Source organism: Nostoc sp. 106C (assembly GCF_002154725.1).
Taxonomy (GTDB): Bacteria; Cyanobacteriota; Cyanobacteriia; order Cyanobacteriales; family Nostocaceae; genus Aulosira.
This window is the reverse complement of the sequence record NZ_MTAW01000119.1, coordinates 168896-183847: the sequence shown is the minus strand read 5'-3', so window position 1 is coordinate 183847 and position 14952 is coordinate 168896. Positions and strand designations below refer to the sequence as shown.

Annotated in this window: 9 protein-coding genes; 6 read left to right on the top strand and 3 right to left on the bottom strand. The window is 43.6% G+C overall.

Annotation, left to right across the window (positions count from 1 at the left end; genetic code table 11):
* Window positions 1-25: 25 nt before the first annotated feature.
* Window positions 26-1222 (bottom strand): hypothetical protein, encoded by a 1197-nt coding sequence (locus BV375_RS17145; RefSeq protein WP_086762532.1) that lies wholly within the window; start codon window positions 1220-1222, stop codon window positions 26-28.
* A complete protein-coding gene (locus tag BV375_RS38170) occupies window positions 1135-6984 on the bottom strand; it encodes a HEAT repeat domain-containing protein (RefSeq protein ID WP_243713964.1) in 5850 nt (1949 codons plus the stop codon). Before BV375_RS38170 ends, BV375_RS17145 begins: the two co-directional genes overlap by 88 nt.
* A 44-nt stretch (window positions 6985-7028) precedes the next feature.
* Between BV375_RS38170 and BV375_RS38720 the strand changes: the two genes are divergently transcribed.
* The 5 genes from BV375_RS38720 to BV375_RS17120 all read left to right on the top strand — a co-directional run bounded on the left by BV375_RS38720 (window position 7029) and on the right by BV375_RS17120 (window position 11845).
* On the top strand, window positions 7029-7157 hold the full coding sequence (locus BV375_RS38720) for a hypothetical protein (RefSeq protein ID WP_279432930.1): 129 nt from the start codon (window positions 7029-7031) through the stop codon (window positions 7155-7157).
* 112 nt (window positions 7158-7269) lie between these two features.
* A complete protein-coding gene (locus tag BV375_RS17135; RefSeq protein WP_086762528.1) occupies window positions 7270-9090 on the top strand; it encodes an ABC transporter ATP-binding protein in 1821 nt (606 codons plus the stop codon).
* A gap of 39 nt (window positions 9091-9129) precedes the next feature.
* Window positions 9130-9330 (top strand): hypothetical protein, encoded by a 201-nt coding sequence (locus BV375_RS36025; protein WP_143842108.1) that lies wholly within the window; start codon window positions 9130-9132, stop codon window positions 9328-9330.
* Between the two features lie 66 nt (window positions 9331-9396).
* The gene (locus BV375_RS17125; RefSeq protein WP_086762524.1) at window positions 9397-10968 is read left to right on the top strand and encodes a metallophosphoesterase; all 1572 of its coding nucleotides are present in this window, start codon (window positions 9397-9399) and stop codon (window positions 10966-10968) included.
* A 184-nt stretch (window positions 10969-11152) separates the two neighbouring features.
* Window positions 11153-11845 (top strand): hypothetical protein, encoded by a 693-nt coding sequence (locus BV375_RS17120; RefSeq protein ID WP_086762522.1) that lies wholly within the window; start codon window positions 11153-11155, stop codon window positions 11843-11845.
* A 242-nt stretch (window positions 11846-12087) separates the two neighbouring features.
* Here BV375_RS17120 and BV375_RS17115 read toward each other — a convergent pair whose 3' ends face one another.
* Complete coding sequence (locus BV375_RS17115; RefSeq protein WP_086762520.1) at window positions 12088-12384, bottom strand: hypothetical protein; 297 nt, start codon at window positions 12382-12384, stop codon at window positions 12088-12090.
* A 613-nt stretch (window positions 12385-12997) separates the two neighbouring features.
* On the opposite strand from BV375_RS17115, the gene BV375_RS17110 reads away from it, so the two are divergent.
* Window positions 12998-14779 (top strand): M61 family metallopeptidase, encoded by a 1782-nt coding sequence (locus BV375_RS17110; protein ID WP_086762518.1) that lies wholly within the window; start codon window positions 12998-13000, stop codon window positions 14777-14779.
* Window positions 14780-14952 lie beyond the last annotated feature (173 nt).

Genomic DNA, 14952 nt, shown 5'->3' with positions numbered 1-14952 from the left:
ACTCCCCACCCTCCCCACACTCTCCTCACTGCTGCTTCACCCATTCTGCAAACAGGCGAGAGCCTACGGTATAAAAGTCATCATCTAAGGAGCGGATTACACCAGTACCAGCGATGACTTCTAAGGCTTCGGAAACTTTGGCTCGGCTGAAGCCTGTATAATTTGCTAAATCTTGGAGGGTGGCTTTGGGGTTTTGAGTTAAGGCAAAATAAACTGTGCGTTCGTCTTCGCTAAAGCAACCAGAGAATTTTTCGGCGTTCCACCAGGCGGAGAAATCGTTATCGTGATGCTGTAGCAGTTCGTCGATGAGATTAGCGCGGGAGTCTTGCTGGTTGGAGTCAAAAATCATGTTGAGTGATTGTTGGATTAGGTAGGGATGACATCCTGACCATTCGATAATTGAGGTAATTTGATCGTCATTTAAAAGAATGTTTTCTTGTTCAGCGCGATCGCTTATCAGTTTTTTGGTATCTTCTTCACTTAAGGGGGCTAACCATTCGATTTCGGCGATGTTTAATAACGGCGAACCGACACGCTGCTGATATTCTTTTAAGTCTCGATAACCAGAGAGTAATAGACCCAAGCAAGATTTAATGGCGATATCGGTATCTTTTAAGCCGCGTAGGTAAGCCCAAGCGTCATTTGCCCAAGTTTGTTTGACAATAAACTCAGCACCATCCATGAGGAAGCAAACGCCTTGAAAATTTAGCTTTCGCAGTTCTTCTGTAGTTTTTAAGAAAGCTAACCGAAAGCTATCATTATTTAACCGCTTTTCGGTGTCGGGATTAGTGAAATTTAATTTAATATCTGCTTGGCTGAGGAACTTCAGGGTAACTTCACCACCTGTAATTTTGCCAAGAAACTCACGGTACATTTGGCGAATTTCGGCTAAAGGGACTTCTCGCCAGCGTTCTATGGCTTCCCGGAGTCTAGCGATAAGGAGGTAACGCAGGTTGTCTAAGTCTTTGGGTTGTTCTAACTGGAGGTTAACTAATACCGGGAAAGCGCGGCGGGGATAATTGCTTTGGGGATTAAGTAAGTTCCACTCCACAGCACGTAAAGCGCTGGTTTTACCTAAACGCCTTCCGCCTAAAAGTATCCGCACCTGAAAGGGGGATTTGAGGATGGTATTAATTAAGTCGCTGCGTCCGAAGAAGTGGGAGGGGTCTGTAATGGCGACGCGGTAGTTATCAAAGGGACGTTCTCCATCAAATTCCGGCATTGTTCGATTTCCTCTGCTGTCATCTGCATTTGAATCCACCGTGATAAAAGAGGAATTCGGATCTGGTAGAAATCCTGATGCTCCACTTCCTCCTGATACAACAATCCAACATTTGTGAGCCAATTACAAGCATCTAAGCATTGGTTGGTTGGGAACTGGCTTTTCAGATGGTTGAGTAAGGTTGGTTGTGGTATTTTGTCGTGAAATTGTTCGTTACAGGCTATGACTCGCAAAATAGAGATTGCAACCTGAAAGTCGCGTTTTTCTAAGTCTTCCCAAATGCTTCTTTCTAAATAATTTTTTAACTCACCACTTTGAGTTAAGGTTCTGGCTAAATATGGCTCTACCATTGACCATTCAATCAGCATATTGCCATGATTATCTTTAATCTTCTCTGTTAAAAAGCGAGCTAATTGGCGAGAAATAAACGGATGTCCACCGCTTTGGTAATGAATTTGTTGCGGTGTGGCTACATCAAACTCTAACCCCATTAATTTACCCAGATTCACCAGCATTTCTTGAGTTTCTTCCTCCGAGAAAGGTGGTAAAAAGATTTCTTTGAAGAAGCTAAACACCGGATTTGTGGCTACTCCTGGTTGTGTCCAAGAATTAATGCGATTGCAATCGGGATGCACATCAGCAATTAGCAATGACATTTGCCGTTGTTGTTGACATAATACCCGCAACGCTCCAAAACAAGCATTAAATTCTTCGGCTTTTTCGCGGCTGTCTTCTGGTGTGGGAATAATCCTTTCTACTTCATCTAAAAAGCACAGGATGGGCAACTTATATTTATTAGTTTTTTGAATAGCACGGGCAAGTTCATTCACTCGTTGAATAAATTCACCAGTTAACTCGGCGGCTGGTTTATCTAAAGCCAAAGGTGCAAACTGGGGGAGGGTAACTTCACTTTCTAAATTAGATAAATGCTGAATAATATCATTAAATAAATTCGCACCGTAGCGAGAGCCGCCATAGCGTTGTAAATCAATGTGGACTATGGGATGTTCGCGCAGCATAAACCCTAACTGAAGCAGTACTGAGGTTTTACCTGACTTGCGTAATCCAAATAATCCCACTCCTTGATATCTTAGTAATTCTTCTCCTAAGCGTTGTAAGAGTTCTGTACGACCGAAAAATGATAAGGTGTCAGTGATGGCGTTCTTGTCATCAAAGAAATCAGCGCGTTGCAGGTATCTATCAATATATTCATTCAGTAAGCCGATACATTCAAATTTATCGGGTAAGGCTTTTTCCACTGATGTTAAAGGAATGGGAATTAGCAGAAAAGAGTCGCGTAACCGCACCTTCGCTATTTCCATTCTGGCTGTGGTATCTGGCTGAAGTTTGTAGATTAATAAACCAGCTTTTTGTGTTTGCTGTGTGGGCAATTGTTGGGCAATTTGCAGCAGGCGGATGATATCTTGATCAGTTGGTGTGTCAACAGTGATGCAGATAGTCAACGGCACATAAATACTCAGACTACCTTCAATAGATTCAATAGTCAGGTGCATTTCTATATCACGTTTTATCTTCGCACCAACTTGTTCTAAAAACTTCTTGACTAAATCTAAATATAGAGTTTTTTGTTCGTGTTGTTGTAATACTGGCTTTACGTTTTGCGTCCAGTTTTGCGGTAAGCGTAACTGTAATAACTGGACAAATTTATCGCTTAATGTATGGTCTTTGCTGTTAGCAGCGTATTCTATGATGGTTTCTCGCAATATTAAAGCCGCATCTAAAGGCAGTAAATTAGCTAATAAGAGATAGACACCACGAAATCTAGGGTCATTAATGTGTAGATTAACTCGTTCTTGAACTGTTTCACCTTCACCGAGAAAGTTTTGTACTAAGAAGAATTCCATAATTTTATCGTGGCGGAAGTACCAGCTTTTCTGGGCTTCGCCTTTGTCATTCTCCCATTGGCGGCTGATGACCATCTTATATTTTTCATCTTCCAAACTAGTTAATTCTGGTTTGAAATCCTCAGCGGGTATGGTGCTTTCATCATTCAGCCGCATTTGGTAAACTGCCTGAGAGAATCTCTTTAAAGGAAATTCGTGATGCCATTCTCGCAGGTATTCCGCCGCCATTAGCTGATATTGCTGTTCTTGCAGGCGAAACAAATTTGGTTGCTGTCCTTGTGATAGCATCAGCGCAACCAGCGTTAAATCCATTGGGTTGGAAAGAATGCGCTTGGCTGCGGCTAAATCTTCCGGCGATTGTTGTTCGTTGAAGGCTTCGGCGAGGTAGTTGGTACAGGCTTGGGCGTATTCAGTCTGCGTAGGGTGCGTTATGGACTTTAGTCCTAACGCACCGAAAGCCTCGGATTGTGCCGTACCCTCAGCTGCTTCCTGCTCCCCATGTGTAGCACCGGCAATCTCGGATGATGCGTTAGCCTCCGGCATAACACACCCTACTTCTGGGCTTCGACTTCGCTCAGCCCCCAATTTTTGATGACGAGACAGCAAAAACTGCTGGATTTGTTCGCGCTGCAACGGTTGTAATTCATATTTCTTCGCTGTAGAAGGCGGTATCCACTCTAGGGGCTGGGTTGTCATAATCATATTGCCCCGGAAATAGCTTTCTGCAAACTGGGAGACTTTCGCCCGCGTGTCGGCGGTGACTTCGTTGAGTCCGTCGATGCAGATATCTAAGGCTCCATTGTAAATCAGGTTTTTCAGGAATTTGGCATCGTCTACTTGTCCCCGTAGCTTGGCATAAATTGCTTCCAGTACGCCTTTGTCACACTTTTGGGCGGGGAGGTAAACAAATATGCGCTGGGAATTGTTTACCAAATGGCGGAGAAACATTGATTTACCTAAACCAGAGTCGCCTTCTAAGACGATTTGCCCTTGCAAAGTCGGGATTGCTTGGGTAATCGGTTGAATCTCTGGTGTTATGTTGTCTAGGGAATTTGTCTTTGGCTGTATCCCCCTTCGCAAAAGTCTGTTTGTCATTGCGAACGGAGCGCCAGCGTAGTGAAGCAATCGCAAGATCCGGGGATTGCGTCGCTCCACTGCGTTACGTACCCTGCGGGAAGGCGAAACGCCTACGCAATGACGATTTATGACGTTGGCTTGCTTCTTTTGCCATATCCCCAGCACCCCCCTCAATCCCCCCGCAAGCAGGGGGAAGCCTTGTCCCCCTCCTCGCTTGTGGGGAGGGGCTAGGGGTGGGGTACTCCCCCGTGGCACCTTGACAAAAGACTCACCAAAATAAGCTTGCTCAACAAAATTATCTAACCCTGCATCTGCTAGCAGCAAAGGAGTAAATGGTTGCAATAATCTTTGACGCAGCCAAGGAACCCAAGTTAAGAGTAAGCCGATATAACCAAAACCGAGAATTCGCCTTGCCCAAGGATGCCAGAATAAAGGTGCGAGAACTTGGGTAAATTTAGGGTAGGCAAGGATAAGGCTAAGCCAAATGGCAAAGTGAATAAGGATGATGTTTTTGGCGAGGAAAAACCACTTCCAAATTTCCAGATTATCGATTTTTGACTTTAATGTATCTGCTTCTGTAAATCCGGCAGCTTTAAGATTTTGGTAGTGAGATTGAAGTAGATTAATATCTTGCCATTTCCAAGAACATTTTTGAGTAATTGCAGCAATTCGCCTTGCCAAATCTGCTTGTAATCGCCCTAGCCCTTGACTATCTTTCCATGTTGGCAGAAATAATTGCAGTGTTTTTTTGTATTGAGAGTATGTCAAATGCTCGTGCGATCCTTTAGGTTCGCCCAGCCATTTGAGCAGAGTTTTTACATTATCAGTGCCGCCTCCAAGGAAATAAGTTAAAAAGCGCCATTGTTCAATGTAGGACTGACCATCGTAATAAACATTATCTAGAATGACAACTATCTCATTTAACTCTAGTTTTCTGATTTTCCCCAAAGCTGATGCCGCACTGAAACGAACATTAACGTCAACGCTTTTATCTTTGAGGAAGTTGAGGATGTCTTTTATGTAGGGAGTGGCGGCGGTTCCCAAATTCCCCAAGGCTTGTGCCACATTGGAACGAACTGAAGCTTCAACGCTGTTATCTTTGAGGATGTCAGCGATGTCTTTGACATAAGGAGTGGCGGCGGTTCCTAAATTTCCCAATGCTTGTGCCACATTGGAACGAACATTAACGTCAACGCTTTTATCTGTGAGGAAGTTAAGGATGTCTTTGATGTAGGGAGTGGCAACGGTTCCCAAATTTCCCAATGCTTGTGCCGCATCAGAACGAACTTCAGGCTTAACACTGTTATCTTTGAGGATGTCAGCAATGTCTTTGATGTAGGGAGTGGCTACGGTTCCCAATTTCCCCAATGCTTGTGCCGCATCAGAACGAACTTCAGGCTTAACGCTGTTATCTTTGAGGATGTCAACAATGTCTTTGATGTACGGAGTAGCGGCGGTTCCCAAATTCCCCAAGGCATCAGCCGTACTGGAACGAACTAAAGCATCAATACTGTTATCTTTGAGGATGTCAACGATGTCTTTGATGTAGGGAGTAGCGGCGGTTCCCAAATTTCCCAATGCTTGTGCCGCAGTGTAACGAGCATTAAAGTCAACGCTGTTATCTTTGAGGAAGTTAAGGATATCTTTGATATGGGGAGTGGCAGTGGCTCCCAAATTCCCCAATGCTTGTGCCGCACTGGAACGAACATTAACATCAACGCTGTTATCTTTGAGGATGTCAGCGATGTCTTTGATATGGGGAGTGGCAGTGGCTCCCAAATTCCCCAATGCTTGTGCCGCACTGGAACGAACATTAACATCAACGCTGTTATCTTTGAGGATGTCAGCGATGTCTTTGATATAGGGAGTAACGGCGGTTCCCAAATTCCCCAATGCTTGTGCCGCACTGGAACGAACATTAGCATCAACGCTGTTATCTTTGAGGATGTCAGCGATGTCTTTGATATAGGGAGTAACGGCGGTTCCCAAATTCCCCAATGCTTGTGCCGCACTGGAACGAACATTAGCATCAACGCTGTTATCTTTGAGGATGTCAGCGATGTCTTTGATATAGGGAGTAACGGTGGTTCCCAATTTCCCCAATAAATCAGCCGCACGAGAACGAACATTAGCATCAACGCTGTTATTTTTGAGGATGCTAGCAATGTCTTTGATATAAGGAGTAACGGCGGTTCCCAATTTCCCCAATGCATCAGCCGCACTGGAACGAACATTAGGATCAACGCTGTTATTTTTGAGGATGCTAGCAATGTCTTTGATATAAGGAGTGGCAGCAGTTCCCAATTTCCCCAAGGCTTGTGCCGCACTGGAACGAACATTAGGGTCAACGCTGTTATCTTTGAGGATGCTAGCAATGTCTTTGATATAAGGAGTGGCAGCAGTTCCCAATTTCCCCAAGGCTTGTGCCGCACGGGAACGAACTTCAGCTTCAACCCTGTTATCTTTGAGAAAGTTGGCAGCAATCTTGGCAATATCTGCCAGTTCCTTATCTAAAGATTTCAAGTTTTCCTGTTCATAACTTAATTGATACAAAGCCAACTGCTTCACCTTGGGATAGCCATCATCAAGGGCTGCCATAATGCCCTGAATTTGCCAAAGTTCTGGCTTTGGTTTGGTTTCTTCTGCGGCGTTTACCCAAGTAAGCGAAAAAATAACTGTCAGTAAACAAGTAAAAAGAAACAGGAAAATACGCGAGAATCTGCGCCGATGACTGGCATTTTTAGGCATGATGGGGAGACAAAACAAAAGGCTTTGAGGTGACAGTGAGGCAAGTCGTTGTCTCCAGTGAAGTGCAGCCATACCCAGTAATACCGCAATATTGTTTATTAGTGTAGCAGTGCGATTTGCCAGGCGAAAGTCAAGATTTAGATCCCCGACTTCTTGAAGAAGTCGGGGATCTCGCAGCCCATCAGCTTGTTTTAGATATCGCTGTTGTGGAAAGATGGCGATGCGATCTGAATCGCTTGGTTTAAATGCAGTGCGTTAGCCAAAGGCATAACACACCCTTCTGGGGTGTCGGCGTGATTATTGTGTCGATATTGGCAGGCGATCGCAGGGCGGTGTTTCCACGCTATAAAAAGAATAATGAAGACTAAAAAGAAACGCAACACTCTGCGACAATCACTCTCTATTTTCCGTTACAGTGGACGCGCTATTGGCTTGGTGTGGACTACTAGCCGTAGTTTAACTATTATTCTTGCTACTTTAACTTTAGTGGCTGGTCTGTTACCAGCAGCGATCGCCTACATTGGTAAGTTAATTGTGGATGCGGTGGTATTGGCATCGCAAGCTGGTGCAGATAATAACATTACGCGCCCTTTATTGTATGTAGGATTAGAAGCGATCGCTGTCATGTTATTGGCAGGTAGTCAGCGAGGTCTAACTGTCTGTCAGTCTTTGTTACGGGTGCTACTAGGTCAGCGAGTGAATGTACTTATCTTAGAAAAAGCGCTGACACTGGATCTGACGCATTTTGAAGACTCGGAATTTTATGACAAACTTCTGAATGCGCGACGTGAAGCATCAGTGCGTCCGCTTTCTTTGGTAACCCGCACTTTTGGGTTAGTGCAAAGTGCCCTTTCACTTGTAACTTACGGCATTTTGCTAGTGAAGTTCTCTGTGTGGGCGTTGATTGTGCTAATTGTAGCAGCTATGCCTGCATTCATTGCCGAAACGAAATTTGCTGGTCAAGCCTTTCGCCTGTTTAGTTGGCGTGCGCCAGAAACTCGCCAACAGCATTATTTAGAAAATCTCTTGGCAAGAGAAGACTTTGTCACAGAAGTCAAACTCTATCAACTCGGAGGAATGCTGCTGAGGCGTTATCGCGATATTTTCGATCAACTTTACGGCGAAGACCGTGACTTAACTTTGCGGCGGGGACTTTGGGGATATCTCCTGAGTTTGGTAAGTACCGCAGCATTTTACTTAGCATACGCTTGGATTGTTATAGAAGCGGTGTTGGGTAGGATTTCCTTGGGGGATATGACGATGTATCTCACTGTATTTCGCCAGGGACAGTCTACCTTTTCCGGTGCCCTAACTTCCATTGGGGGGATGTACGAGGATAACCTTTATCTTTCCAATCTTTACGACTTCCTCGAAGAAGAAGCACCACAGCCTTGGGGTACAGCTACCAAAGGTGTAAATCCCCGAGATGGGATTCGGTTTGAAAATGTCTCGTTTACTTACCCAGGAAGCTCAAAACCTGCATTGAACAATATTTCTCTACATTTAAAACCAGGAGAAAAACTGGCGATTGTGGGTGAAAATGGTTCCGGTAAGACGACTTTAATCAAATTACTCACCCGACTTTACACCCCCAACTCCGGGAGGATTTTCCTTGATGGTGTGGATTTGCAAGAATGGGATATAGAAGTACTGCGCCAGCGCATTGGTGTGATTTTTCAGAACTTTGTTCGCTACCAATTCACTGTCGGGGAAAATATTGGCGTTGGTGATGTCCAGTATTTAGAAGATACAAATCGCTGGCAAAATGCTGCCCAAAAAGGCATGGCGGAACCTTTTATTAACGAATTACCTGATAACTTTCAGACTCAACTTGGCCGTTGGTTCAAGGGAGGACAGGAACTTTCTGGGGGACAATGGCAGAAAATCGCCCTCTCTCGTGCTTTTATGCGAACTAGGGCAGATATTTTAGTATTAGACGAACCAACATCAGCAATGGATGCTCAAGCTGAGTTTGACATCTTCAATCATTTTCGCGCCGTTACCCAAAATCAGATGGTATTCTTAATTTCCCACCGCTTTTCGACAGTACGCATGGCAGATAAAATCATGGTGATCGAAGCCGGGAAAGTTATAGAACAGGGAACTCACGAAGAATTATTGGAAGCTGGAGGACAATATGCCAGGTTGTTCCTGTTGCAAGCGGCGGGTTATCAGTAGGACATGGGGCATTGGGCTTTTGATTGTGGAGGTTGTGTTTTGAACGGGTCAATTGTGCCTTTAAACCTGAACGTTGCAGCTTTGATGTCGGAAGTTGTGCCTTTGAAGCTGAACGTTACGGCTTTGATGTCGGAAATTGCACCTTTGAAGCTGAACGTTGCACCTTTGATGTCGGAAATTGCCTCCTTGAACATAAACATTGCATCTTTGATGTCGAAAGTTGCACCTTTAAGCCTATAACTTTTGACCAATGCCCAATGCCCCATGCCCAATGACAAATGACAAATGACAAAGGACAAATGACAAATGAGATTGATATCCGAACCGCCAATTCCTGTAAAAATCCACAAGATGCAGGAAAGAGTGCGGTGGCTGCATCCCAATATTGTGCAAGGGGGAATCGACCAAACGAGTATGGTCATAGACGATCGCAAAAATGATCGTTCAGAATTCTCTTTTATGGTCATCGGTGATAGTGGTACAAAGTCCCATTACGGACACCATCCGCAACGCCAAGTTGCTGAACTCATGCTTGCCCACAAAGATGAATGCAGTTTGGTGTTACACACGGGGGATGTCATTTATGTGGTGGGTTCCCATGAGTATTACCCGACAAACTTTATCGAACCTTACCGAGAATTTATGGTAGGTGGGGAAAATCCGCAAAATATTGCCTATGATCGCATGGTGTTTAATCTACCCTTCCTACCAGTGTTAGGCAATCATGATTATTACGATGTTCCTTTGATGTATCGTCTGCTGACAGGAAGTACGCTGCGGCTGCGGCGGATGCTACGCTACAAAGATTTTGAAATTGGCTGGCATGGTTCCAATCAAGGCGATGCCTACTCAAGGGCGTTTCTCGATTATCTCGCAGAAATCGCTTCTCCAGAGGAGTTAAAGGAGCATTTAGACAGTCACTATACCGCAAAAACTAATACAGGGCGATGTTTGCGCTACGAACCAGGAATTTTTACTCGTTTACCCAACCGCTATTACACTTTTAGGTACGGTGGTATAGATTTTTTCGCTCTCGATTCCAATACCTTTAACGAACCTTCGCCTTTACCGACAACACAAGCAGGAGGAATTTACCGCCGAGAATTGGAAAAGCGCCGCCATGAGATAGATCGCGAAGAAGTGCAGATTTTAGCAATAAGCGATCGCCTCAATCCAGATAACCCTGATGATGCGGAACAACTCGATGACCTCAGTGCCAAATTAGACCAAATTAATGAAGTCAAAATCGACATCGAAAAACAACTAGCATCCCATACACCAGCGACTATTGACTTTGAACAACTAGAATGGCTGCGTAACAGGCTGATTGAATCTTGGCATAACTCCGAGGTGCGCGGAAGGATTATCTATCTCCACCATCCCCCCTACGTTACAGAAGCAACCAAGTGGCAGCAAGCACAAACCTTAGCAGTACGTCACCGTTTGCGGTGGGTTTTTGAACAAGTAGCGAAAAACCTTGGTTCTCAAATTCAAGACCGTCCCATAGTAGATTTAGTTCTTAGCGGCCACGCCCACTGTCTAGAATATCTCCGCACCGTTGATACTGGTTATGCTGATTCTCACATCAACTATATTATCTCTGGTGGCAGTGGTCGTCGTCCTCGCCGTCAGCGGACAGAGGGAACTGAATTACTGGAAACGTTTACTGAGATTCCTGGTAGTCCAACTCGCAAAGTTGCAGATTCACTACTCTATGTGGGTCGCAAAGATTATGCTTTTCAAAAGCAACTTTCTTATTCATGCGTGCGGATTGATGTGCATGAGGGCCGTCCACCTAAGTTTACCGTCAGACCACTGGTAGCAGAGCGGGTGGGTGAATATTGGTTCAGTAGCCAACTTGACCCTTTTGTAATTTAACTTGATATCTTTCTTTGTGTCTCTGTGTTGAAAAATTTCCTACGCCGGGAAACCCGGCTTCGAGGAATTTTTCGCTGCGCCTCTGCGTGAGAAAAACCCTTGATTACAGGTATAATTTGAAGCGTGTCTTTTCAGGGATAGCACTACCGTAACTTCAAAATAATACCTTTGTAATTAAGAATCAATGAAAACATCTCTAGCTGCTGTGACTGCTGGCTTTGTCTTGCTGATGGGAACCAACGCTGCCAGTGCGGCTTTACTGTATAACGGCTTATCAATTCCCAGCCAAACACTAGCTCAACAAGGATGGATGTATCTTTGGAGTGCAGCATCTCCTGCGCCTTCTGCGATCGCCACAACTAATGGTACGATTCTCGATACCAGCGGTACTAACACCAATTATGCAGGTTATTTTCGTCAATCTCCGCTGACTTTAGATCGCAGCAGAGGTTACACCATCAGTTTTAGAGTGCAACTTAATTCTGAAAGCCACAGTTCCGATAATCGTGCTGGCTTCAGTATGATGGCGATGAGCAACAAGTTGGCTAATGAACAGCAACCCTACGGTATAGAATTAGGTTTCTGGGAAAATAGCATTTGGGCACAGAATGCTGGCTTTACCCGTGGCGAAAATGCGGTTTATAACACAAAAGCTTCACTGCAAATATATAAGCTAGCCGTCAAGGATGGTAACTATCAGCTGTTCGTCAATGGAATTGTCGTCCCCATTCTTCAAGGTAAGCTGCGACAATATACAGGCTTTACCCCACCACCGGGATATAAAAATCCTTACACTACACCTAATTTGCTTTTTTTAGGTGACAATACCACATCTGCCAAAGCAAAAGTCACTATAGTGAGTGTGGAAGTCAACTAAGTCAGATTTTTCAAAATTATCTGGGCTAGCAACTAACAACTGACGCGCCAAGCACGAAGAAGTTTTATGATAAAGTTGCTAGTTACGCTTCAGTGCGATCGCTCATGATTAATATATTGATTTTTGAGACCCCACAACTAAGCCTATTTAGTAACTGGCAAGAATGGCTAACTGTATCTGCATATTTAGGATTTACGGTCTTTGTCATCTGGTGTGTGTTTACCGCGCAGAAAAGATGAATTCTACTTCTTGAATAAACCGCATATCAATTCACCGGGGTCTTTGTATTGAAATGGCACAACAGTCCCATTTTGTTGAATCTGCACTTGAGAACGGCAGTTATAGACTTTGATAGGTTCTTTTATACCATCTACACTCATGGCAACTCTGTATTCCCAATAATTTTTAGCGCTACGTTGGATACTGAGAATGCATATATGATGACCATTGTAGTTTCTGCATACAGATGCAGCCGCCGGAAGCGCTACAGAGAATGAGAGTATCAATAGTAGTAAAGTCACATATCTAATCGCGCTCATGTGATGTGAAATGTAGTTTGCGGGAAATAATATCACTTAACCTAGGGCGCATAGCGGTTCTCATAGCATTTCTCTGGAATCTACCTACGAACATTGGTTGTTGGCGAAATTTTGCCATAAGCGAAAAGTATTTAGGACTTACTCCTTCAAAATCTGTATTGAACTCAACCAATTTACTTTAAGATTGCAATTACCACATACATTCAATGCAATAATCGCATATCTGGGTGTTGATCAAAGCCTGATAAATGCGATCCTCATGAGTGGGAATAAAGATGAACGCCCCTGGCAACTAACCAGGGGCTTTTTGTTTACTAGTGAGAAATTTCTCAGAACAGAATAGGTACTTCTGACTCCTGACTCCTGGCTTCTGTTTCGATAAAACTGATACCAGAACGGAGAATAGTGAGGAACGAACTATTCCCCGTTCTGGTATCAGTTCCCTTTTTTGGTGAGTTCTCGGTTTATTGCTATTGTGTTAGGCGTACTCACCAGTGAGCTTTTTGTCTATTTCATAAATTTTCGCTTCATAACGCACGCTTATAAATGGTGCGTTACACTGCATTAACACACCCTTGTATCTTAGAAGAAGTGGTAGAACTTAGGATTCAAGATGACTGAAGTAACAGCGCCTCGTCCAGATAGCCGCGTCCAAGAACGTTTGCCAACTATACATTACCAGGTGGCAATGCCTCAACCAGAAACACATCTGTTTGAAGTAACTTTGCAGCTTGTCAACTACCCAGAACCGATTGTTGATTTAAAATTGCCTGTATGGACGCCTGGTTCCTACTTGGTGCGAGAATACGCTAAAAATTTACAAGATTTTGCTGCTTTTGCTGCTGATGAACCTTTACGCTGGTGGAAAAAAAGTAAAAATCATTGGCAGGTAGATAAAAGCAATTTTTCAGAATTAACTATACGTTACCGTGTGTTTGCAAATGAGCTATCGGTACGGACAAACCACTTGGATGTCACTCACGGCTATTTTAATGGTGCGGCACTATTTTTTAGAATACCAGGTTGGGAAAAGCAACCAATTCGCGTGACCATTGTACCCCCATATCCTGAATGGCAGGTAACTACTGCTCTACCAGTAGATGCTGACGCAAGCAATACTTTTTATGCTGCTGATTTTGACACCCTTGTTGATAGTCCTTTTGAAATTGGTAGCCACCAATTATATCACTTTGAGGTTTTGGGAAAACCCCATGAACTAGCAATCTGGGGACAGGGAAATATTCAACCACAAAAACTAATTTCTGATATCGAAAAAGTAATTCAAGTAGAAGCACAAATCTTTGAGGGTTTACCTTATGAACGATATCTGTTTCTGTTACATTTATTTCATCAAGCTTATGGTGGTTTAGAGCACAAAAATAGCTGTTCTTTAATTTACCAACGATTTGGATTTCGCGCTCAAGACAAGTACGAGCGCTTTATGCAATTGGTGGCTCATGAGTTTTTTCACTTGTGGAACGTCAAGCGCATTCGTCCTAAAGCTCTGGAAGTTTTTGATTACGACCAAGAGAACTATACACCTTCTTTGTGGTTCTGTGAGGGAACTACGAGTTACTATGACTTACTAATTCCTTTGCGAGCAGGTATTTATGATGCCAAGACTTATTTAAATAATTTGAGTAAAGAAATTACCAGATTTCTCACCACACCAGGGCGAAAAGTACAACCACTTTCTGAGTCAAGTTTTGATGCTTGGATTAAACTCTATCGTCCAGATGCTAACAGTGGAAATACCCAAATCTCTTATTATTTGAAAGGAGCAATGGTCTCTTTGCTACTAGATTTGTTGATTCGCGCAAAGCATGGTAATAAACGCTCTCTAGATGATGTTATGCGGCAAATGTGGGCGCAATTCGGACAAGAAGAAATTGGCTTTACTCCAGACGAGTTACAAGCAGTAATTGAATCGGTCGCGGAAGTAGATTTAAAGGATTTCTTTAAACGTTATCTTGAGAGCACAGAAGAGTTACCTTTTAATGAATATTTCGCACCTTTTGGCTTGCAATTAGCAGCAGAGCAAGAAGAAGAACCTTATTTAGGTGTAAAAGTAAATACTGAGAATGGACGGGAAATAATTAAGCTTGTTGAGGCGGGTTCACCTGCACAACAAGCAGGAATCGATCCTGGCGATGAGTTGCTAGCCATTAATGGCATTAAGGTATCAGCAAATAATTTAAGCGATCGCCTAAAAGATTTTCAGCCCAACGATACTATTCAAGTGGCTGTTTTTCACCAAGATTTACTCCGTTCTGTAACTGTAACTTTAGCAGAGCCACATGCTATACGGTATCAAGTAATTTCATTACATAATTCTGATTCCGTTCAGCAGGAAAACTTAGCTGGGTGGTTAGGCGTGCAGAAACTTCTTGCTTAAACATTTCAATTCTCTTCAGTTCATCCCGGTGACTCCGCAGTACAAATTCAATAGTCTCTTAAGGATGGGGATTCTCGCTCCATCCCATTTTTTTGCGTAACAGCTTATAACCTCTACACTAACTGACTTTTCCCGTTAAGTCTGGAAACATGGATATAGTAAGGGTTTCAGCC

Bases quoted from the DNA above. Each gene is read 5' to 3' on its own strand.
- BV375_RS17145 (WP_086762532.1), bottom strand. From the start codon at position 1,222: ATGCCGGAATTTGATGGAGAACGTCCCTTTGATAACTACCGCGTCGCC.
- BV375_RS38170 (WP_243713964.1), bottom strand. From the start codon at position 6,984: ATGGCTGCACTTCACTGGAGACAACGACTTGCCTCACTGTCACCTCAA.
- BV375_RS17135 (WP_086762528.1), top strand. From the start codon at position 7,270: ATGAAGACTAAAAAGAAACGCAACACTCTGCGACAATCACTCTCTATT.
- BV375_RS17125 (WP_086762524.1), top strand. From the start codon at position 9,397: ATGAGATTGATATCCGAACCGCCAATTCCTGTAAAAATCCACAAGATG.
- BV375_RS17120 (WP_086762522.1), top strand. From the start codon at position 11,153: ATGAAAACATCTCTAGCTGCTGTGACTGCTGGCTTTGTCTTGCTGATG.
- BV375_RS17115 (WP_086762520.1), bottom strand. From the start codon at position 12,384: ATGAGCGCGATTAGATATGTGACTTTACTACTATTGATACTCTCATTC.
- BV375_RS17110 (WP_086762518.1), top strand. From the start codon at position 12,998: ATGACTGAAGTAACAGCGCCTCGTCCAGATAGCCGCGTCCAAGAACGT.